The following is a 20083-nucleotide window of genomic DNA, read 5'->3' as shown; positions in this document are numbered from 1 at the left end:
CAGCGGCTGCGGGCCGTGCGTCCTGGCCAAGGGCCAGGTCAGCCACCCGGCAGGCCTTTGAAGAAGCGCCGCGACATAAACCGCATTTCCAGCATGCCGATTACGGCATCCGTGGGTCGCCGGCCCCTTCAGCCGTGCCGGCGTAGTCGGCATCGCGATTGCCGCCACGTCTGTCGCAATTGCCAAACACCTTGCCTCGCTACTGGGGAACCGATGAAGCAGAAAGCCCACTCTTGAGAGGAGAACGCGCAAATGAACGCTGATGATGTGAAGACAATGCCGGTGATGGACCCGCTCGCGAACCAGCACACCGGTGGATCGAGTGCATCCAGACGCACCATCTACGTAGATCTTGATGGCGTAATGGCCGACTTCGACGCGGCATTTCCCGCCCTGTTTGGCCTGGACCACCGCGTGCTTGCCGACGATGAAATGTGGGGGCACATCAACAACCACCCGTCATTCTTCCGCGACCTTCCGCCGATGCACGGTGCAGTGGAGTTCTTCCACAGCATCCACCACTTGAACCCGGTGATTCTCACGGCCTGCCCAAAATCGAACTATCCACTCGCTGCCATGCAGAAGCGGCAGTGGGTCCGCGAGCACCTGTCAGCAACCTGCCTGGTGTTGCCTGTGCTCGGCGGCAGGCACAAGCCTCTTTTCATGCACCAGCCAGGCGATGTTCTGATCGACGATTTCGAAGCGAACTGTGATGCCTGGACAGCGGCCGGGGGCGTAGCGATCAGGCACGCCGGCGATTGGACTGCGACGCGTCACGCGCTTTCCCAGATTGAAGATCTGTCAGGGGCAGCGCTCGCGAAGGGCTGATGCCCTCTCTTCCGACCACGTTGGCACTTCCATAGACAGGCCGAGGCGCTGGCCCCTCGGCCCAGGGCTGGCAACCTGCTGCGCAGCCCCGCCTTACTTCAACCGCTCCACCAACCGCTGCCCCACCTCCAGCGCCGAAGCCGGGTTCTGCCCGGTAATCAACTCGCGGTCCACCACCACATGCCCGGTCCACGGCGTGGTGTTGCTGCTGAACTTCGCCCCCGCCCGCTGCAACGCAGTCTGCGGGTAGAACTTCATCTCGCCACCGCCCAGCAACGGCTTGGCCTGCTCTTCTTCCTGGTTGCTGATCACCGTCATCTGGTAGCCGCTGTAGATCCACTTCGGCGTGGCCGGCATCGCGCCCGCGTCCAGCTTTGCCACGAAACCCGCCGCATCCGGCAGCGTGGAGAGCAGCGCGATCGGCCCGTGGCAGACCAGCGCGGTGGTCTTGTTGCGCTGGTGGAAGTCGGCCAGCAGCCGACCCAGTGCCGGGCTCTTCAGCAGGTCCTGCATCGGCGCGTGGCCACCGGGAATGTACACCGCATCGAAACGCGCGTAGCCCTGCTGCTCGACGCGCGCCAGGCTGACCACCGGCGAGGCCATCGGCGAGGTCAGCGCCAGTTTCTCCAGCAGTTCCTTGTGCAGTTTCAGCTGCGCGGCGTCGTTGCCGAAGTACGCCGGCGTCACCGAGGACGCATCCACGGTCGGCGCCCGCCCCTGCGGCGTGGCGAAGGTCACCTCGTGGCCCGCGTCCAGCAACAGCTTGACCGGCTGCATCAGCTCGTTGAGATAGAAGCCGGTGGACAGCACCTTGCCGTCCTTCAGGTCCAGGTGGTTTTCGTCAGACAGCACCACCAGCACGTTGGCGGCCTGCGCGCCGCTGGCGGCCAGGGTCAGGGCCAGCGCTGCGGCCAGCCGGGTCATCAGGTTCATGGGGTCGCTCCTATCGGGGAATGGCGGCCACTTTATTCATTGCCCCAGCGGCGATAAATTGGCCCCATCGCAAAACATCTGTTCCCCGGAGAACCAAATGAGCCGCAAGTTCGACTACCTGGGCGATGTGGAGGTGTTCCTGGCGGTGGTCGAGCACGGCTCGTTCACGGCCGGCGCGGTGGCGCTGTCCACCACGCCCTCGGTGCTGAGCCGCGCGGTCACCCGCCTGGAAGCGCGGCTGGGCCGACAGCTGCTGCAGCGGACCACCCGCCGAGTGGGCCTGACCGATGCCGGGCGGCTCTATCTGGAACAGGTGCGCACCGCCTTCGGCCTGCTCGACGACGCCGAGCGCGACGTACTGGCCCAGGACGGTGCGCTGGCCGGCCGCGTGCGCCTGAGCGTGCCCACCACCTATGGCCACTACCGGCTGCCGCCCGTGCTGGCGCGCTTTGCGCAGCAGTACCCGCAGGTGCAGGTGGAACTGAACATCACCAACCGCAACGTCGACCTGGTGGCCGAAGGCTTCGACCTGGCCATCCGCCTGGGCCAGCTGCCGGACAGCGGGCTGGTAGGGCGAAAGCTGGAAGATGCGCCGTTGTTGCTGGTGGCTGCACCGGACTACCTGCAGCGCCGCGGCACGCCGCAGACGCTGGACGATCTGCAGCAGCACCTGTGCCTGCCGTTCGTGATGCCGCGCACCGGGCGGTTGGCGCCGTGGATCTTCCGCGACGACGGGCACGACGTGGACTGGCTGCCGCGTTCGTCCATCGAGACCTCCGACGATGTGCTGGGCGTGGTGTCGCTGGCCGAACAGGGCATCGGCATCTGCCAGAGCTATGAGTTCATTGTGCGCGAGCGGCTGCAGCGTGGGCAGCTGGTGGAAGTGCTGCCGCAGCTGCGAGGGCGGTCACGGCCGTTCTCGGTCATCTATGCGCCGCATCGACGGCAATCGGCGGCGGCAAGGGCGATGATTGAGTTGTTGGTGGGGAATGCGGCTGAGGCTGGCGTTGGTTGAAGCTGCGAGCTTGTTAACAGTGTCGGGTTTGAACCGATTTTCGAGGTGTGCAGCTGATCGCGCGCCGTTGCTTGGCGAGGCGGACTAAGAACTATTGCAAAGAAGGCTGTCGCGCTATTTGCTTGTGGCATAGGCGATTGCGCCACATTGGTTCGCCATCAACAGAGCGGCTGCGCTAATGCGTCTGCTGGCGTCGCGTGCTGCACGAATGGCGCATGCAACAATAGTTCTTCGCTCTCGGATTCGACGATTCCTTCGCGAATTTCTATTGGCATTCGGAGAGGCGGCGTAAACACCATGGCGCGCCACCGACAACGGGTGGCTCGGGTCTGCAAACCCGAAGAAAGCGATGTCTGTAGTTTGCGCTTGCCCGTCGGCACCGTGCTTAACCGGTGCCGGCGGGCAATCCGTCGGCCTTTCTGGCGGGCGGTGCGTGGGGGCTTTCGGGCCCACCGGTTTATGACATCGCTTCTTCCGGTTTGCAGCCACGCATCGTCCGCCACCTCTTCACGGTGGCGCTGTTAAGCACAGCCACGGAAGCCGACGCCATGAACGAATCCGACACCTTCTCCTCGTACACCGTTGTTGAACCCATCAACGACGACACTCCCTTGCCCGACCTGAACTCCCTGCTCGGCATTCTCAAGCGCATGCGCAGCTGCGAGGGTGCAGATGGGCATCCTTGGCCAGAAACCGATGTCTCACCCGGCCGCCGCGTGAGCCTGGCTAGAAGTGAGCGCGCGATGGTTGGCGCACTGACGGTGCTGGAGCTGCTACACGCGGCAGACCGCTGCCGGGTGGCAGCGGAGCCGGAGCGGCATCTGGATGAGGGGGTGGTGGATGGGTTGTTTCTGGCTTGCCGCGGGCTGGTTGAGTGGGCTTGCCACGAGGTTAGGCCAGAGTGACCTGCTCGATCGGAGCACACTTACGGGAGGGTTGGTCGAGCCTCACTTCGACCAGTGCCGCTCCGAGCCAGTAGCTAACCTTCAACGCCTGATTGGCTAGAGGTATGCCCAGCTTGCGGTGCGTATGGCATCGTTGGCGGCGAAGAGGCTTACGAGGAACTGGCCGACGACCAGTCAGGGGCCGAACCCGGCTTCGAGATTGTCGAAACCGGGTACTACTCGCTGGAATTTCATTGCCCCACCTGCGGCTTGGCACTTGAAGGCAGCGATGAAGTGGCCTTGGCTGGCCTGGACGTTGACACGCATTACGACCTCGAAGAGCGCGAAATCGAGTACGAACCGGATTACGGCAACGACTAAGACCGTTCGGTGCTCATATGTCAAGCGAGGCGACGTCTCTGCGCCTGATGCTCTCGCTCGACCTGCCGGCACGCCTCGTCGTGAAACAGGTCCGCCGTCATAACGATTGAGTATGCGTCGTACTCGTTCACCAGCTTATCCGCGTTCAAACGGACGTCATCTTCCGGTCGGAAAAAAGGCTCATCCGTGTCAGCAATGAAGGCCAAATCCGTGCGTTGGATGGTCTGATCCACAAGATACCCGGCGCTCTCTTCCTCCGTCGTGATCTCCAGCCAGACACGGCCAGGTACTTGAACGATCCTGACGGAGGCGATATTCGAGCGCAGGTACGCCGGATATCTTTCCCGAAGCCGTTGTGTCACGTCTTCCGCCACGTACTGTGCTGCCGGACTCTGGGAAGGCTCGGCCAAATCGAGTAGCAATGCAATGGCTTTGTCGAGCGGATACCGAAAGAACTCGCGCGCCGCATCGACACGAAAATCGGTCAGCGCAAGATGTGCTTTCGCTTCCAGCGCCTCATGTTGTTCAGCAAACAATTCGAAGGCCACTTGGAACGGCGTTGGCACACTCGTGGACGAAAGTTCGCGCGCACGCGTACGGGCGTCGCGTAGTGTTCGCCCGATCTTGATCAAGCCCGGCATACTCGGGTTGACCAAAATATAGACATACCCTGGGACCATGGGCTGCCCTCCTCTCCCTAAATGCTCCAGCACGCCGACAAGCGTGCCGGAACTCTGTTGTAAAAGACACCATGATGCCGCATGCCGACTACTTGTCCGACTTACTACCCGAGAACCAGGCAACGACGGAAGACCACCAGTTGCCAGAGCGACGCGACGCTGGCGTAGCCTCGAAGACCACTCGACCGGTGTCTCCATCCTCGGCTCGCTCGTGCTCGTCTTGCCGCCCATAGAAGCGTGCCTTGGCTGCCTGGTCGCGCCGGTGTTCAGCCGCAACCTGAGCCGCACTCCAAGGTCCGGCCTCGATAACCCGGCCCTGGCGAATCACGTAATGCGAGCGGCACGGCAGTTGCCAGTTGCCGATCGAGGGTGACAGGGAGACCGATGCGCCGTCGTAGGTCATCTTCCAGTCGGTCGGAGACAGCGGCGTCACCACCTGTTCGCCGCAGCCGCAGCAACAGCTATGCACTACCGTCGCGTAGTCCATCGACACATACAAGATGCCCGGGACGAGTTCCCTCGGCACGTTGCGTACGAAGCGATGCTCGAGCGTCGTGATGCGCGTCATGCCTGATCCCCGTTAAGCAATAGGTTGCCATCGGTGGTGTACGTACAGTGGTGCTCGCGTTCCAGATCGCGATAGAAGCCTCGGAGCTTCTTCCACTTGATGACGGCGAGCACCGCGTTGAACGCGTTCAGATCGGCGACTTGAATGTTCGAGGCATAGATGTCGCGCTCGCCGCCCCCCGCAAACGAGATGCGTCCGGCATGGACATGCTCGCGCTTCTCGGGCGTGCTGGTGGTCACGCGCAAGATCCCACCCAGGCTACCGTCGACCAGCTCCAGACCCATGCCAACATCGATGAAGGGCACACCAAAGGCTTCGAGCTTCTGTACCACCACGCGTTTGTCTTCCCCGGCGTCCATACAGAGAAATGCGAAGGTGGTGCCATTCAGCAGCTCGACGTTGGTGTGATCGAGCTTGACCGGATGCGCGACAATACCGCGGTGCATCCTGCCGTAGATGCCCTTGAGGTAATCGACCTTTTTCGGCGCGTCGCGCAACTCTTCAAGCGACGGAGCCCCTGGGGCGCGAAAGGCATTGTGCTGCAGGAACTCGTCGGCATCGAACAGGCGAATTTCGCGCACTGGCGTTTTGGCTACGAGATCCACTATATAGCTCCCGGTGCCGCCCGTGCCAATCACCGAAATGATCTCGCCCTCCAGCTTTTCGGACAGGTTACCGATGCCCACGCGGTCCGAGGCGGTATCAATATAGTTGAACATCGTGTCGGTCTTCGTGTCGTCAGGCGCACGGAAGATGCGCGGGCTGAGGCCCGGTTGCAGCACCGCCGCAGGGCCCGCGAGGATGGACGCATAGGTAGCCATCTTCTCGTAGAAGTTCGGATAGCCGTCGGGCCCCGGCTTACTCGAAAAGGCGTGCTGGGCCGTCACACCGTGGCCCAGATTGAAGAGCTGGGACTGGTGCGCGATTTCGCGCAGCGGCGTGCCATCGGCACGGCACGGAAAATCGCCGTCCCAATGCATAACGTGAGTCGAAGGCTTACAGGTCATATCCCCGGCCAAGTCCAGGGGGCACACAAGCGTTCCCGCGCGCAACCGCTTCTGGGCATCGACGTAGGGCACTTCGCGCATCACCAGCAAACCGCCCACGGCTTGCACGAAGTAGCCCTCCTCGCGCAACTGGCGCAGGTCCGCATTAAGACTGAACAGTTTTCGTGACATTGAAGATCGTCCCGTGATGTTGAACTTCGACCGAACCGCCTTCGGCAAGCTCACCTGCGTGCGGCTTGGAGGCCGCATGACGATAGGTCATGGAGTAGCGGACGTTGGGCTCGACCTGTGAGCCGGGGAACGCCAACTGCACCACCTGCTCGAACGTGACACGCTTCTCCGGTACCGGCTCCTCGCGCGAGTTCACGACGATGACGTATCCCTTCACCGGGCGGCGCGCCGTGACGAAGTGCTCCACGCCCGGCTCGGTGAGATCGATGCGGTCTTCGGGCTCGATCATGCGGTCCGTACCACCGCGGACTTCGAGGAAAACCGCCTGATCCGCACCGATGCCCGACAAGACGTAAAGCGCCTCACCCGAGATCGACGACTGCCCCCAGATCAGTTGACGGCCATCGAGCGTGAGCTTGAAGTCGCGGTCCGTACGAAACGCGATGAAGCGTTCAGCGCCCTGCCCGCGCAGGTCAAACGTTTCGTTGAGGGAGACGTCCTCGAAGTCTCCCGAAGCCAGGATGGCGCACAACGTGACGTCGTCACGATCATCCAGCCCGGCCGCCGCCAGAATTTGGCGACCAGTCGGTACGGGATCGGTCACCATGACAGGGCGGAAATCCACGCCATCAAGGGCAAAGTGAATCCGGTAGGCGCGGGCCACCCTCAGCGGGCGGTTCTCCCGCAACGCCTGGCCCACGTCATCGATATCGTCGTAATGGGTACTCATTGTCAAATCCTCTTAAGGTATGTGCCAGGTCGCACCTGGCTACAGTTGCTTAATCGGACTGACGGAAGGCCGCCGGTAAATTATTTTCAGAACGTCTTGTGGAGCGTTCCAGTCGGCGTCGGGCCACACACGAAGAAGGCGGGACATCCGGGACAGGTGTATTCGGAACGTTCGGCCGCAAACTGGCCAGCTCGAATGCTGGTCAGGATGTCCGCGAGCTTGCCGTGGCTATTGGTCAACTGCTTCGGTGTAAGGCTGAGCGGCCTGATCTCGCCATCAGCCAGGTAGATCACTTCGACCGTGGCGCCCGGGAATGCCCGCTGGGTAGCCAAAAGCACGGCTGCCGAGCCCACGTCTTTCGATTCCTTGCGCGGGGCATGGCCGGTGCGGACGGTTCGCAGCGTCCGAATTCCGTCCTTGAGCAGGATCTCGTCCGGGCGAACGACAATTTGCTGGTCGCCGAAGGCCACACTCAAGGCTTGCATAGGTTCGACAATGGCGCCCTCGCGCGACGCTAAGAAGAACTGGATCATGGCCATCGCCATGGCACGATATTCTGTAGCGTAGCCATGTTCATGCAACTCATGCTCCACCAAAGCCTCTTCCAGGCGGCTCTCCCAGTCGGGCGTCTGGCCGGTCTCGATGACGGCCTGGCAGACCGAACGCACCGCCTCATGCATCTTCATGAAGGCAGTGGCCTGTCGCCGTCCCCCGACCTGCAACAAATGGGTATAGAGGAAGCGTCGGGGGCAGGATTCGTAGAGCGCGGCAGCTTGAGCGCTAAAGCTCACTGGCCCGGAAAACACAATAGGCAATGGCACGGTGTCCGGCGCGGGCGTCAGGCGAAGCACGGGGGTAACCGATATCTGCTGCAGCGCGCCGAGCCGATCGACAAACTCGGACAGGGGTCGCCGATGTCCGTTTCCTTTGGCATGCGCCGCATACAGGAAGAGCCGGTCACGCGCGCGAGACATCGCCACATAGAAAAGGCATTCCTGCTCCTGCGCCTGCGCGTCACGCTCCGCCCCCTCCGATGAGGTCGCCGCGCCAGCAATCATCCCTTCTGGCGGCGGGCATTTGGGCGGTCGATGCGCACCCGGCATGCTGTCCTGGTTCGCGCCGGCCAGATGCACCACCGGGAATTCCAACCCTTTGGCGCCATGAATGGTCATGAGCCGGACGGCATCGATCCCCTGCGCTGCGGCCGGGAGTTGCCGCAGATCCCGATCATCACGCAATCTAAGCAGCCGGCGAATGCGCTCCATCAGCCGCGCGATCGGCAAACCTTGGCCAGCCGGCTGCGCACGGACGAAATTCATAAACTGCCAGACGGCAATACCTTGGGCTTGCTCGGCCACACTGCTTGACGCGGCGATGCGCGCCGCCGAACGCGTTCGATCGAGTAAAACCGTGGCCAGAACGGTCCAGGGATGAGACAAGGCGTCGAATCCGGCCACAGCCGTTGCGAGCGCACCGAGCGCGGTTTGCCCTGCCGGCGAGAGATGAGTGAAAACTGATGTCCAGTCGCCCGGCGCCGCCTCAGTCGTGCGCAAGTGCTCAAACACCTGCACCACATCCTCAAGCGACATCGCGAACTCCGGCCAGCACGCAATGCGCACTAGCCCCATAGCGCGGCGGTCGGTCAGTAGCGACAGGAAGGCCACAAGGTCCTTGACCTCCTGACGCTCGAAAAGACTCCCCAGAAATAGTACCGGAATCCCCAACCGCTCCAGTTCCTGCCCCAATTCTGAGAGTTTGTCGTTGCCTCGACAGAGCACTGCCTGGTCCCGGTATTGATAGCCGGCCTGACGCAGCTGATCGATGTTCTCGGCCAACGCTGCACTGGTGAGTTCGCCTGTCGCGACAAGACGCAATTCCGGCGAGATACCGCATGACGCGCGATCAGCCTCGAGCCGACTGTGCGTACCACCAGCGCGCATACCTGCAGCAAACGTGGAGAAGGTATCAGTGATCTCCCGAACAGAACGATAGTTGTGCGTCAGGTAACCGACGACACCACCAGGAAAGTCTTCGTGACCGAAACGGGAAATGTTGAACGACGAAGCACCTCGGAAACGATAGATAGACTGCTTCCCGTCTCCAACAACCCAAAGATGCGTACCATCGGGCTTGAGTGCGTTTAGCAAGCGAACACTGGAGCGATTGACGTCTTGATATTCATCAACCAGCACATGATCGTAGGTCTGCTGCAATTGCAAACGCAGCGCTTCATTCGACTCCAGCAACTGCACGGGCCGCAGAACCAAATCCCCGAAATCCACGCAACCTGCCTGACGTTTCAGTTCTTCGTACGTCTCGTAGACCGTCGCCACCTCCAGTGCACGCTCGGCCGCCTGGATCTCCTCTGGACTTGTCGCTGTGTCATGCATGCAGCGTGCGAGGTCGCGGTACCGCGCGGCGTCGACCACTTCGTCTTTTGCGCGCGATATCGCGCTCAGCATGTCAGCGATAACTTGCGAGGGGTCGTAGACATCGCGATAGTGCGTGAGGCCCAGCCGAGGAAATGCGGACTCCAGCAACTCGACCGCCTCGGTGCGATCCATGAGTCGCGGATCGGGCGGCAACTCAACTTGGTCATGAAAGCGCCGAAGCACGTCCAGACCAAACCGATGGAAGGTACCAACCCACAACGCGGCCGCAGCAGCGGGTCGTGTACGAGCGAGCCTCTCGACCATCTCGGCAGCCGCGCGATTGGAGAACGTCAACAACAGGATACGGCGGGGGTCCACGCCTTCGTCTAGCAGGCTCTCCACCCGCGCGACGAGCGTACGTGTCTTGCCAGTACCGGGGCCGGCCTGGAGCAGGTAGGCTGCTCCTCGATGCATCGCAGCTTGTCGCTGCGCGTCGTTCATCGGGATATCCGGCGTTTGACGGGGAGGCGTGAGGGTCTGGCTAGGCAGCAGTAATGCGTCAAGCATCTGCTGCGCCACCACATCAAACGGTGCGCCAAGCCGGGTGGCAATGGCGCTACACGTCATTCCCTGTCCCAAATGCAGTTCCCTGACTACCGGGCGCGGCAGCAAGAACTCGCGCGCAAAGAGGTCCATTTGGACCTCACGGCGCTGGCGATGACTGTAGTCAACCACCCGATCCAGCCCCACGGGCGCCGCCTCGCTAGTGCGGGCTAGGTCGATCGCGTAGGAACCCTCGTTCTCTTCGTCGTCACCCAGCTCGACGTGACCGATTTCATGCGCTACGAGGAACGCCTGCTCAAAAGGCGACCCGCTGTCCTCGTGGATGATGAGCCGAGCTTCGCGATCGAAGAACGCCCGACCACCATCCAGCGCATCGGTGCCCGGCGCGCATTTTTCGACCGTTAGTCCCCGAGATTGTGCTTCGGCAACCGCGAAGGCGTACGGCGTCCCGGGATTGCGCCCCTGGCGAACGGCTTCCAAATGCAGTTCGGTGGCTCGCTGTCGCGCAAGCTCGACCGCGTCCACTTATTCGCCCCGATCGATCAACACTTGCACGCGCTCGGCCTCCACGCCGGCGTCACGCAAGATTTTTTCAAACGACACTTTGGTCGCTGCGGCTGGTTTGATGCGCGACTTACTCTGCCGCGCGGCAGAAACCAGGGGGGGCTGTGATAGGAAAGTACGCAGTTGATCTAAAGTGCTCTCCAGCGCTCCAGCCAAGCGCTCAAGGAAACGCGCAGGCACTGAGGCGAGATCGACCCGGCGCTCCCGAAACGAGATCAACACCAGTCTGGGGAGGTGCAGGCGTTCAGCCGCCACATTGAAGGCTTGCGCCGTGAAACTCGCAGGTTCACGGCGTCCAGCACCGGCACGGAAGCGGGCTACCGCGGCATCCACACGCTGCGCATCCGCGGCGGACAGCGGCTCATGAGATACAGGACGGGAAAGCTCCCGGGATAGATCGATCAGTTCGTGTGCGTATTGCGGATACATGGCAAGGTAACGCATCAATGCGTCGTTATTCCCTGCATCTTCTACGGCAAAGGCGTAGAGCACTTCGTCGCGGGTCATTGCTTGCGATTGGTTCATCACAGCCCCTCCTTTCGCTCAAGGCGTCGCCGCAACGTCGCGAAAGCACGGTCGCGCTGGTTGCGGATAGTTTTTTCCGCCTTGCCCAACACCTTACTGATCGTGGGAACGCTCGGGTCATTCGACATGATGGGAATATCTCGGCGCAACATCTCAATAATTTGTTTCTGCAGAAGCGGCAACGTATCAATCGCGCCGTTCAGCAGCCGCCGGTAATCTTTTTTGTCGAGTTCATCGGGATCAAACGGGTCATAGTGCTCCACCGCCTGCTCGACCTCAGCAGTGATCTCGTCATCTTCGTTCAGCAACTCTGCCGAACGGTTCTGTTCGACCCGGATCTGAGCACCGGCGTCCAAGCGATCCTTCGCCATCGCGCCATTGAAATTGATCTCGAAGTAATCAAGCTTGTCATCGTATTCGGATTGATCGCCTAGGAGGCGATCCACAAACGTGTCCATCACACGGTCGCGGATGCTTAGTTCAGCGAGATCGGTCGTTGTGCCATCAACATTGTCAGGTTTCGGCAGCCGGTGTAGTACGCTGCGCATCAAAGCACGAAGCAACGGTTCGTGATGCGGACTCGCCGCATCGGTCGTTCGCACAAAGTAAAGGAGGGCCTCAGGACTCACAGCCCCGGGAGCGGACTCTGGCCACTGTTGGCAGCGCGCCACGAGTTCGTTCGGCTCAAGCTTTTCCAACTCCCCGATCTCCGCCTCAACAATAGTGCGGCGCACATAGAGAACTCCTTCTCGCGTTACCTTCCGTAATGGCCGCGCCATGCCTCCCCCTATCGCTCATTCAAGTTACGAAACGCTGCATACCGCAGGTGCTGCCTCGTCGCTTATTCTCATGTAGGTTCAACCCAGAGCGCTGTTCACGCAGCTACAGATATACCCGCTGCGTCTGTCCGCCTCGCAGGATGCACAACAATCTCTATACATTGGTCGAATGAAACCAACGCTTGCATCAGTCGCTCCAGCGAAATGTTCTGGAGCTTGTAGCGTCGTACTTGCGACACCTTGGGTTGAGTCATGCCGGTAATCGTTGCGGCTTCCATCTGACTCAAGCCGCGCTGATCAATCAGTTCGTTGAGCTTGAGCGCAAGCGCCGCCTTCGCTGACAGTTCCTCTGCATCATCGAAACCGAGGTCGTGCAGCACGTTGTCGGTACCTTGAGGATTGTCTTTGCGAGCCATCACGTTCTCCCACTCGCCCCATAGCGGGCGAGCACTGCTTTCAGCCGCTTCTCGATCAATTCAACATCCGTCTGCGGCGTGGCGATACCGCACTTGGACTTCTTCTGAAATGCATGGAGCACATGCACTGCGTCGGCAGCCCGCACGGTATAGACCGCGCCAAAGGTATCGCCCCGGTGGTCTTCCAGCAATTCGTACACACCGGAGCCCAGCCCCTTCCAAGGTTTGTCCGAGTCCGGCGTGCCACCCAACTGGACAATGAACAGCGCCACGCCCATGTTCTTCCGCGCGTCGATCGGGAATTCATTGAAGTCTTTCTTCGACGCCCCCTCCCAGTTCGAGAGCTTGCGTTTCCGTGTAATAATTATACCCGTCCGGATATAGATCACAAGCACACCCGAATCGGGCAACATGACACGACAATTCGGGCGCCACGGCTCAGGGGATGGCGGCGTCCATGGCTTCGGAAGCTTGCTTTGTCTCGGCCCGCTTCGTGCCAGGCGGCACGGCACGCGACGGACTCTTGCGATGCCGGTACGGGCGGGAGTTGCCTTGACTGGTGCGGGTCTTGTCACCGTCCATACGACAGCGGGAATCCTTACTGGCTGTCGATGGTGTCCCGCCGCTGGCTGGCGACCTTCTTAGCGGCAGCCCGAATCGGGTCAACTCCTTGACCGTAGCCGCGACTCGATACGAATCGAAAATCTGAGACACCATTTCGGATTTTCGGCATAGCAATTGAGATCAAGATTGCACCAAGTTCGCCGCACTACGCCGCAGCAAGTTGTCCCGATAGGTACTGAACTTCACCATGTCTCCATGCAGCGTACTCATGGAGGCCGAAGTGGAACAGCTATCACAAACATCCGGTGCGCTTCCGCTGCCGGGCACGAAAGCCTACGAAGAGTTGCCGCACTTCCCGAAGCAGCAGCGCAGTGCCCTTCCCTTTCGGCGCACCATCCGCCGCCAGGAATTGCGGCTGATCGTCCCCCTAGCTGAAACGACGATCTACGAAATGGAGCGGCGCGGCGAGTTCCCTCACCGCTTCAACCTGACGCCGCGCTGCGTCGTGTGGGACTTGGCCGAAGTGGAAGCGTGGATCGAGCAACGCAAGCAAGCTCGTCGCGGCAGCGTCTCGAAACCGAATGTCCACTTACGAAAAACCCGCCCTGTTCGGGCGGGTTCGAGTGAGGAATGAAGCCGCGCAGCGGCCTTTCATCCGATCAGGCCACCGCGCTCAACGCCGGCACGACGACGTTCTTCGGCAACAACGTTGGCACGTAGGTCTGCCCGCCGCCCCAGGCATCGACCAGGTTGGCCCACTCTTGCAGCATGTGACGCCGCTGCTCGGCGTACTCAGCCTTGTTGTAGACCGAGCGCGAGGAACGCCCGTCCTCGTGCGCTAGGCACTTCTCGATCCAGTCGCGGTTGAAGCCGATCTCGTTCAGCAACGTCGAGCCGGTAGGGCGCAGGTCATGGACAGTGAACGGTTGTAGCGGCAGCCCTTTGGTCTTTGCAGCCTCCGCCACGAGCTGCGTGACCCGATTCAAGGTCGCATTGGACATGAACCGCTCGGCATCGTAACGAGAAGGAAAAACGAACTTTGAGCCGGCCGCGCAAGCGTGCAGCGTCACGAAGATGTCGAGCGCCTGGCGTGACAGATAAACCACGTGCGGGTTGCGCCCCTTCATCCGCTGCTTCGGGATCGTCCAGGTCTTGCTCTCGAAATCGACCTCATCCCAAGTAGCCTGTATCAGTTCGCTCTTGCGCACCAGCGTCAGCAGGATCAAGCGCAACGCCAGCTTGATGGTCGGATAGCGCCACCGATTCCATCTGCTGCACGAACAGCCGGATCTCCAGCGGCGACAAGGCGCGGTCCTTCGGCACGAAGGTAGCGATCGAGGCCGCCCCCACGCTGTCGGCTGGGTTGTCCACCTTCTCGCCGTGGGCGATGGCATAGACGTAAACCTGCTTCACGATGTCCCGAATCTGGACAGCCGTGGCCGGCGCCCCACGCTCCTTGACCTTGTGGCACAAGGCCCGCAGGTCTTCGGCCTGGATTTCGGTAAGCAGGCGGTTCTGGAAGACCGGCAGGATGTCCCGGTCGATGATGTGCTTGCGCATGGCGCGGGTACTGTCGGCCAACCGTGCATTGGCCAGCCAGGTGTCCATCGCCGTGCCGAAGGTCTTGATGGCGACCACCCGGCGTTTCTCGCGCTGCTTTTCGAGCGCAGGCGAGGTGCCCTTGAGCACGGCTTTGCGCGCGTCCAGGAGCAGTTCGCGCGCCATCGCCAGTGAGATGCCCCCAGGGCCGTAGCGCCCGAGGGTCAGCGTCTCACGGCGTCCGTTGAGGCGGTAGTCGTAGCGGAAGGTGACAGTACCGCTGGGCGATACCGTCACGTACATCCCGTCCCGGTCAGAAGCCTTATAAATCTTGGACTTAGGCTTCAGATTTCGTAGTGCGGCGTCAGTACGCATCGAGGTTTCCTCCGGCTTGTGACGGCTTTACCGTCAGGCTTTACCGTCAAGGACCTGGAGACCTGCTGATGCCCGGAAAGCCGCATAAAACAAGCATTCCCGAGAAGACTTTTACCGTCAAAGACGGTAAAAGTCTGAATAGTGAACGAGAGCGTCTTAATCCGGCCTCGATTTTTACCGTCAGCTCTACCGCCAACTTTTTCTGCTGGCCGGCGATAGCCACCGATAGCTGCCGCGACGTATTTCTTTCTAAATCAATACGTTACGTCAGTTTTTCGATAGCTGGCGATAGTCCTCGAAGGACGTAAATTCACTCCCACTCAATAGTAGCCGGCGGCTTCCCCGAGATGTCATAAACAACCCTTGAAACCCCCCGCAACTCATTGATGATCCGGTTGCTCACCGTCCCCAGGAACTCATACGGCAGATGCGCCCAATGCGCGGTCATGAAGTCGATCGTCTCCACAGCCCTTAGCGCAATCACCCACTCATAAGCCCGCGCGTCACCCACCACGCCCACCGACTTCACCGGCAGGAACACGGCAAACGCCTGGCTGGTCTTGTCGTACAGATCGGCCTTGCGCAGCTCATCAATGAAGATGGCATCGGCCTTGGCCAGCAGCTCGGCGTACTCGCGCTTCACTTCGCCCAGGATACGCACGCCCAAGCCCGGGCCCGGGAACGGATGGCGGTAGACCATGGTGCGCGGCAGGCCCAGCTCAACGCCCAGGCGGCGCACTTCGTCCTTGAACAGCTCGCGCAACGGCTCCACCAGGCCCAGCTTCATGTGCTCCGGCAGGCCGCCCACGTTGTGGTGGCTCTTGATCACATGCGCCTTGCCGGTCTTGCTGCCGGCCGACTCGATCACGTCCGGGTAGATGGTGCCCTGCGCCAGCCACTTGGCGTTCTTCAGCTTGCTCGACTCTTCGTCGAAGATCTCAACGAACAGGTTGCCGATGATCTTGCGCTTGGCTTCCGGGTCGCTCACGCCTTCCAGCGCGGCGAAGTAACGGTCGGCGGCATTCACGCGCACCACCTTCACGCCCATGTGCTCGGCGAACATCGCCATCACCTGGTCGCCTTCCTGCCAGCGCAGCAGGCCGGTATCCACGAACACGCAGGTCAGCTTCTCGCCGATGGCCTTGTGCAGCAGCGCGGCCACCACGGACGAATCGACGCCGCCGGACAGGCCCAGGATCACTTCGTCATCGCCCACCTGTTCGCGCACGCGGGCGATCTGGTCGTCGATGATGTTGGCGGCGGTCCACAGGGTCTGGCAGCCGCACACATCCACCACGAAGCGGCGCAGCAGCGCCTGGCCTTGCAGGGTGTGGGTCACTTCCGGGTGGAACTGCACGCCGTACCAGCGCTTTTCTTCGTTGGCCATGGCGGCCACCGGAATGCGGTCGGTGGTGGCGGTGATGGTGAAGCCCGGCGGTGCAACGGAGACGTGGTCGCCATGGCTCATCCAGACATTCAACTTCGGCTCGCCGCCGTGGTCGCTCAGGCCCTTGAACAGTGCATCCGGGTTGATCACGTTCACTTCGGCGTGGCCGAATTCGCGCTGATCCGCCGCTTCGGTGGCACCGCCCAGCTGCGCAGCCAGGGTCTGCATGCCGTAGCAGATACCGAAGATCGGCAGGCCGCTGTCGAACACTTCCTGCGGCGCGGCCGGCGCACCCGGCAGCGTGGTCGATTCCGGGCCACCGGACAGGATGATGCCCTTGGCGCCGAACGCGGCGATCTCGGCCGGGTTATGGTCCCACGCCCAGATTTCGCAGTAGACGCCCAGCTCGCGGATGCGGCGGGCAATCAGCTGCGTGTACTGCGCGCCGAAATCGAGGATGAGGATCTTGTCGTTATGGATGTTGGTCATGGCGCCCCGGCAATGCAGTAGGGAAAACGAAATCAGATTTACGGCGGCAGATGGAGAAAGAGGAACGGGAAGTGCTTCCCCGTTCCTCTTTGCTCGGCCCGCGTCAGGCGCGGTAGTTCGGCGGCTCTTTGGTGATCGTCACGTCGTGGACGTGGCTCTCACGCTGGCCGGCGCCGCTGATCTTCACGAACTTGGGCTTGCTGCGCATCTCGTCGATGGTGGCGCAGCCCACGTAGCCCATGGTGGCGCGCAGGCCGCCCATCAGCTGGTGGATGATGCCGCCCACCGGGCCGCGGTACGGCACGCGGCCTTCGATGCCTTCCGGCACCAGCTTGTCGGCGGTGGCGGCGTCCTGGAAGTAGCGGTCCTTCGACCCCTTCTCCATGGCAGCCAGCGAACCCATGCCGCGGTAGCTCTTGTACGAACGGCCCTGGTACAGCTCGGTCTCGCCCGGCGATTCTTCGGTACCGGCCAGCAGTCCGCCGACCATGATGGTCGAGGCACCGGCGGCCAGCGCCTTGCCGATGTCGCCCGAGTAGCGGATGCCACCGTCGGCGATCAGCGGGATGCGGTCCTGCAGCGCTTCGGCCACCAGGTCGATGGCGGTGACCTGCGGCACGCCGACGCCGGCAACGACGCGGGTCGTGCAGATCGAGCCCGGGCCGATGCCGACCTTGACTGCGTCCGCACCGCTGTCCAGCAGGGCCAGTGCGGCTTCGCCGGTGCAGATGTTGCCACCGATGACCTGCACGTTCGGGAAGTTCTTCTTGACCCAGCTGACGCGGTCCAGCACGCCCTGCGAGTGGCCGTGCGCGGTATCGACCACGATCACGTCCACGCCGGCGGCGACCAGCGCTTCCACGCGGCGGTCGGTATCGCCACCCACGCCGACGGCCGCGCCGACCAGCAGGCGGGTCGACAGATCCTTGGCAGCGTTCGGGAAGTCGGTGTTCTTCTGGATGTCCTTGACGGTGATCAGGCCACGCAGTTCGAACGAATCATTGACCACCAGCACCTTCTCGATGCGGTTGCGGTGCAGCAGCTGCAGCACTTCGTCAGACGCGGCGCCTTCCTTGACCGTGATCAGGCGATCCTTCTTGGTCATGATGTGGCGGACCGGATCGTCCAGCTCGGTCTCGAAGCGCATGTCGCGGTGGGTCACGATGCCGGCCAGCTGGCCGTCGCTGCCCACCACCGGCACGCCGGAGATGTTGTGCGCCTGGGTCAGGGCCAGCACGTCGCGGATGGTGGTTTCCGGGCCGACGGTGATCGGGTCGCGGATGACACCGGCCTCGAACTTCTTGACCTTGGCCACTTCCGCGGCCTGCTGTTCCAGGCTGAGATTCTTGTGGATGATGCCCATGCCGCCGAGCTGGGCCATGGCGATGGCCAGGCGGGCTTCGGTGACGGTATCCATGGCGGCGGACAGGATCGGAAGCTTCAGCTTCAGGTCTCGGGTCAACCGCGTTTCGAGGTTGACGTCCTTGGGCAGGATGGTCGAGTGGGCGGGGACGAGCGAGACGTCGTCGTAAGTGAGTGCTTCAGCCTGGATGCGCAGCATCGGCATACCCGAGATGTGGGGAAGCGCGACATTTTACCCTGTTTTCGCGTCGCGTGGCAGGGGGTGGATGCGACGCAGTGTCGCGCCGGCGGCGATTGGTTCAGGGGCCCGCGTACCACTTTGGTGGGTGCGGACCGTTGGTCCGCACTGCCCTTCAGACACCTGTGCCCCAGCATTGCGCCGACCAACGGTCGGCACCCACCTTAAGAGGATCACCCGAGCCAGCCCTGGAGCGCCTGTGGTAGGTGCCAACTTTGGTTGGCACCTGCCAGGAGCGAGTCATCGGCCTGCCTTTGGTGGGTGCGGACCGTTGGTCCGCACTGCCCTTCAGACACCTGTGCCCCAGCATTGCGCCGGCCAACGGTCGGCAACCACCTTAAGAGGATCACTCGGGCCAGCCCTGGAGCGCCTGTGGTAGGTGCCAACTTTGGTTGGCACCTACCAGGAGCGAGTCATCGGCCTGCCTTTGGTGGGTGCGGACCGTTGGTCCGCACTGCCCTTCAGACACCTGTGCCCCAGCATTGTGCCGAGCAACGGTCGGCACCCACCTTGAGAGGATCACCCGAGCCAGCCCTGAAGCGCCTTTGGTGGGCGCGGACCGTTGGTCCGCACTGCCTTCATATACCTGTGCACCGGCATTGTGCCGACCAACGGTCGGCACCCACCTTGAGAGGATCACCCGAGCCAGCCCTGAAGCGCCTTTGGTGGGTGCGGACCGTTGGTCCGCACTATCCCTCAGGCACCTGAGAACAGCCCCAGGTGAGGTCAGCTCAGCGCTTCCGCCGCTTCCAGGGTGTTCTGCATCAACGTGGCCACGGTCATCGGGCCCACACCACCCGGCACCGGGGTGATCCAGCTGGCCCGCTGGGCCGCCGCCTCAAACCCGACGTCGCCCACCAGCCGGCCGTCATCCAACCGGTTGATACCGACGTCGATCACCACCGCGCCCGGCTTCACCCACTCGCCCGGCACGATGCCCGGGCGGCCCACCGCCACCACCAGGATGTCGGCGTTGCGCACGGCCTGTTCCAGCACGTCCTTGGGGGTGAACTTGTGGCAGCTGGTCACGGTGCAGCCGGCAATCAGCAACTCCAGGCCCATCGGGCGGCCGACGTGGTTGCTCACGCCCACGATGGTGGCGTTGCGGCCACGCACCGGCTGGTCGGTGTGGCCCAGCAGCGTGGTGATGCCGCGCGGGGTGCACGGGCGCAGGCCGAACTCGCGCAGGGCCAGGTGGCCGACGTTTTCCGGGTGGAAACCGTCCACATCCTTGCGCGGGTCGATGCGCTGGATCAGCCGGCGCGCGTCGGGGATGCCCGGCAGCGGCAGCTGGATCAGGATGCCGTTGATCTTCGGATCGGCGTTGAGCTGGTCGATCAGGTCGAGCAGCTCGGCTTCGGTGGTACCGGCCGGCAGGTCGTAGTCATGCGCTTCAATGCCGACCTTCTCGGCGGCACGGCGCTTGTTGCGCACATACACGGTCGAGGCCGGGTCGCCACCGACCAGCACCACGGCCAGGCCCGGACGGCTGCCACCGGCGGCCACGCGGGCGTCGACGCGCACCTTCAGGCTGTCGAGCAGGTCCTCGGCGATGCGGCGGCCATCAAGGATGCGGGCAGGATGCTGGGGGGCGGAATCGGTCATCGGGAGCAGGCGTGGGGCGGCGGGGACGCTATTGTCCCTGATTCAGGCCCCCTCGCCCACCGCCGGCTTGGGTAATCCCCACCCGGTAGTGCCGGCCGCTGGCCGGC

Annotated in this window: 17 protein-coding genes and 1 pseudogene; 4 read left to right on the top strand and 14 right to left on the bottom strand. The window is 62.3% G+C overall.

Going from position 1 to position 20083, the window contains the following annotated elements:
- The first annotated feature begins 252 nt into the window (after nucleotides 1-252).
- On the top strand, nucleotides 253-828 hold the full coding sequence (locus A7X97_RS11510; RefSeq protein ID WP_111007949.1) for a 5' nucleotidase, NT5C type: 576 nt from the start codon (nucleotides 253-255) through the stop codon (nucleotides 826-828).
- Between the two features lie 93 nt (nucleotides 829-921).
- Here the strand turns inward: A7X97_RS11510 and A7X97_RS11505 are convergent, their stop codons facing one another.
- A complete protein-coding gene (locus A7X97_RS11505; protein WP_111007948.1) occupies nucleotides 922-1761 on the bottom strand; it encodes a type 1 glutamine amidotransferase domain-containing protein in 840 nt (279 codons plus the stop codon).
- Nucleotides 1762-1858: 97 nt separating this feature from the next.
- On the opposite strand from A7X97_RS11505, the gene A7X97_RS11500 reads away from it, so the two are divergent.
- Nucleotides 1859-2776, top strand: a complete 918-nt coding sequence (locus A7X97_RS11500) for a LysR family transcriptional regulator (protein ID WP_111007947.1) — start codon at nucleotides 1859-1861, stop codon at nucleotides 2774-2776.
- 548 nt (nucleotides 2777-3324) lie between these two features.
- Complete coding sequence (locus tag A7X97_RS11495) at nucleotides 3325-3681, top strand: hypothetical protein (RefSeq protein ID WP_111007946.1); 357 nt, start codon at nucleotides 3325-3327, stop codon at nucleotides 3679-3681.
- A gap of 380 nt (nucleotides 3682-4061) precedes the next feature.
- On the opposite strand, the gene A7X97_RS11490 is transcribed toward A7X97_RS11495, so the two are convergent.
- The 9 genes from A7X97_RS11490 to A7X97_RS11450 form a co-directional block, all read right to left on the bottom strand.
- Nucleotides 4062-4721: a GIY-YIG nuclease family protein gene (locus A7X97_RS11490; RefSeq protein WP_065199097.1), complete on the bottom strand. Its 660-nt coding sequence runs from the start codon at nucleotides 4719-4721 to the stop codon at nucleotides 4062-4064.
- Between the two features lie 88 nt (nucleotides 4722-4809).
- On the bottom strand, nucleotides 4810-5289 hold the full coding sequence (locus tag A7X97_RS11485; protein WP_065199098.1) for a ubiquitination-like system serine protease family protein: 480 nt from the start codon (nucleotides 5287-5289) through the stop codon (nucleotides 4810-4812).
- A complete protein-coding gene (locus tag A7X97_RS11480; protein ID WP_065199099.1) occupies nucleotides 5286-6467 on the bottom strand; it encodes a ThiF family adenylyltransferase in 1182 nt (393 codons plus the stop codon). Before A7X97_RS11480 ends, A7X97_RS11485 begins: the two co-directional genes overlap by 4 nt.
- Complete coding sequence (locus A7X97_RS11475) at nucleotides 6442-7197, bottom strand: multiubiquitin domain-containing protein (protein ID WP_065199100.1); 756 nt, start codon at nucleotides 7195-7197, stop codon at nucleotides 6442-6444. Before A7X97_RS11475 ends, A7X97_RS11480 begins: the two co-directional genes overlap by 26 nt.
- Nucleotides 7198-7283: 86 nt before the next feature.
- A complete protein-coding gene (locus A7X97_RS11470) occupies nucleotides 7284-10613 on the bottom strand; it encodes a UvrD-helicase domain-containing protein (RefSeq protein WP_218958785.1) in 3330 nt (1109 codons plus the stop codon).
- Between the two features lie 45 nt (nucleotides 10614-10658).
- The gene (locus A7X97_RS11465; protein WP_111007944.1) at nucleotides 10659-11222 is read right to left on the bottom strand and encodes a hypothetical protein; all 564 of its coding nucleotides are present in this window, start codon (nucleotides 11220-11222) and stop codon (nucleotides 10659-10661) included.
- Complete coding sequence (locus tag A7X97_RS11460) at nucleotides 11222-11956, bottom strand: RNA polymerase sigma factor (RefSeq protein WP_196769183.1); 735 nt, start codon at nucleotides 11954-11956, stop codon at nucleotides 11222-11224. Before A7X97_RS11460 ends, A7X97_RS11465 begins: the two co-directional genes overlap by 1 nt.
- A gap of 140 nt (nucleotides 11957-12096) precedes the next feature.
- Nucleotides 12097-12417 carry a helix-turn-helix domain-containing protein gene (locus A7X97_RS11455; RefSeq protein WP_065199104.1) on the bottom strand — a complete coding sequence of 107 codons (321 nt, stop codon included), beginning with the start codon at nucleotides 12415-12417 and terminating at the stop codon, nucleotides 12097-12099.
- Nucleotides 12417-12830, bottom strand: a complete 414-nt coding sequence (locus A7X97_RS11450; RefSeq protein WP_227837157.1) for a type II toxin-antitoxin system RelE/ParE family toxin — start codon at nucleotides 12828-12830, stop codon at nucleotides 12417-12419. Before A7X97_RS11450 ends, A7X97_RS11455 begins: the two co-directional genes overlap by 1 nt.
- A 419-nt stretch (nucleotides 12831-13249) precedes the next feature.
- Here A7X97_RS11450 and A7X97_RS11440 point away from each other — a divergent pair, with 419 nt between their 5' ends.
- Nucleotides 13250-13615 (top strand): helix-turn-helix transcriptional regulator, encoded by a 366-nt coding sequence (locus A7X97_RS11440; protein WP_111007943.1) that lies wholly within the window; start codon nucleotides 13250-13252, stop codon nucleotides 13613-13615.
- A 25-nt stretch (nucleotides 13616-13640) separates the two neighbouring features.
- On the opposite strand, the pseudogene A7X97_RS11435 reads toward A7X97_RS11440, so the two are convergent.
- The 4 genes and pseudogenes from A7X97_RS11435 to folD all read right to left on the bottom strand — a co-directional run bounded on the left by A7X97_RS11435 (nucleotide 13641) and on the right by folD (nucleotide 19976).
- A pseudogene (locus tag A7X97_RS11435) lies at nucleotides 13641-14895 on the bottom strand (tyrosine-type recombinase/integrase).
- Between the two features lie 310 nt (nucleotides 14896-15205).
- On the bottom strand, nucleotides 15206-16771 hold the full coding sequence (guaA, locus tag A7X97_RS11430) for a glutamine-hydrolyzing GMP synthase (RefSeq protein WP_019661318.1): 1566 nt from the start codon (nucleotides 16769-16771) through the stop codon (nucleotides 15206-15208).
- 103 nt (nucleotides 16772-16874) lie between these two features.
- Nucleotides 16875-18332: an IMP dehydrogenase gene (guaB, locus tag A7X97_RS11425; protein WP_032958143.1), complete on the bottom strand. Its 1458-nt coding sequence runs from the start codon at nucleotides 18330-18332 to the stop codon at nucleotides 16875-16877.
- Nucleotides 18333-19097: 765 nt separating this feature from the next.
- Nucleotides 19098-19976 (bottom strand): bifunctional methylenetetrahydrofolate dehydrogenase/methenyltetrahydrofolate cyclohydrolase FolD, encoded by an 879-nt coding sequence (gene folD, locus A7X97_RS11420; RefSeq protein WP_049402332.1) that lies wholly within the window; start codon nucleotides 19974-19976, stop codon nucleotides 19098-19100.
- Between the last annotated feature and the right edge of the window lie 107 nt (nucleotides 19977-20083).

The organism is Stenotrophomonas sepilia, assembly GCF_003244875.1.
In the GTDB taxonomy this organism is placed as follows: domain Bacteria; phylum Pseudomonadota; class Gammaproteobacteria; order Xanthomonadales; family Xanthomonadaceae; genus Stenotrophomonas; species Stenotrophomonas sepilia.
Note: the sequence above shows the minus strand (reverse complement) of the source record. Positions and strands in the feature narration are given on the sequence as shown.

What these genes read in the sequence shown, in the direction of transcription:
- A7X97_RS11510 (WP_111007949.1), top strand. Translation starts at nt 253, where the DNA reads ATGAACGCTGATGATGTGAAGACAATGCCGGTGATGGACCCGCTCGCG.
- A7X97_RS11505 (WP_111007948.1), bottom strand. Translation starts at nt 1,761, where the DNA reads ATGAACCTGATGACCCGGCTGGCCGCAGCGCTGGCCCTGACCCTGGCC.
- A7X97_RS11500 (WP_111007947.1), top strand. Translation starts at nt 1,859, where the DNA reads ATGAGCCGCAAGTTCGACTACCTGGGCGATGTGGAGGTGTTCCTGGCG.
- A7X97_RS11495 (WP_111007946.1), top strand. Translation starts at nt 3,325, where the DNA reads ATGAACGAATCCGACACCTTCTCCTCGTACACCGTTGTTGAACCCATC.
- A7X97_RS11490 (WP_065199097.1), bottom strand. Translation starts at nt 4,721, where the DNA reads ATGGTCCCAGGGTATGTCTATATTTTGGTCAACCCGAGTATGCCGGGC.
- A7X97_RS11485 (WP_065199098.1), bottom strand. Translation starts at nt 5,289, where the DNA reads ATGACGCGCATCACGACGCTCGAGCATCGCTTCGTACGCAACGTGCCG.
- A7X97_RS11480 (WP_065199099.1), bottom strand. Translation starts at nt 6,467, where the DNA reads ATGTCACGAAAACTGTTCAGTCTTAATGCGGACCTGCGCCAGTTGCGC.
- A7X97_RS11475 (WP_065199100.1), bottom strand. Translation starts at nt 7,197, where the DNA reads ATGAGTACCCATTACGACGATATCGATGACGTGGGCCAGGCGTTGCGG.
- A7X97_RS11465 (WP_111007944.1), bottom strand. Translation starts at nt 11,222, where the DNA reads ATGAACCAATCGCAAGCAATGACCCGCGACGAAGTGCTCTACGCCTTT.
- A7X97_RS11455 (WP_065199104.1), bottom strand. Translation starts at nt 12,417, where the DNA reads ATGGCTCGCAAAGACAATCCTCAAGGTACCGACAACGTGCTGCACGAC.
- A7X97_RS11450 (WP_227837157.1), bottom strand. Translation starts at nt 12,830, where the DNA reads ATGTTGCCCGATTCGGGTGTGCTTGTGATCTATATCCGGACGGGTATA.
- A7X97_RS11440 (WP_111007943.1), top strand. Translation starts at nt 13,250, where the DNA reads ATGGAGGCCGAAGTGGAACAGCTATCACAAACATCCGGTGCGCTTCCG.
- guaA (WP_019661318.1), bottom strand. Translation starts at nt 16,771, where the DNA reads ATGACCAACATCCATAACGACAAGATCCTCATCCTCGATTTCGGCGCG.
- guaB (WP_032958143.1), bottom strand. Translation starts at nt 18,332, where the DNA reads ATGCTGCGCATCCAGGCTGAAGCACTCACTTACGACGACGTCTCGCTC.
- folD (WP_049402332.1), bottom strand. Translation starts at nt 19,976, where the DNA reads ATGACCGATTCCGCCCCCCAGCATCCTGCCCGCATCCTTGATGGCCGC.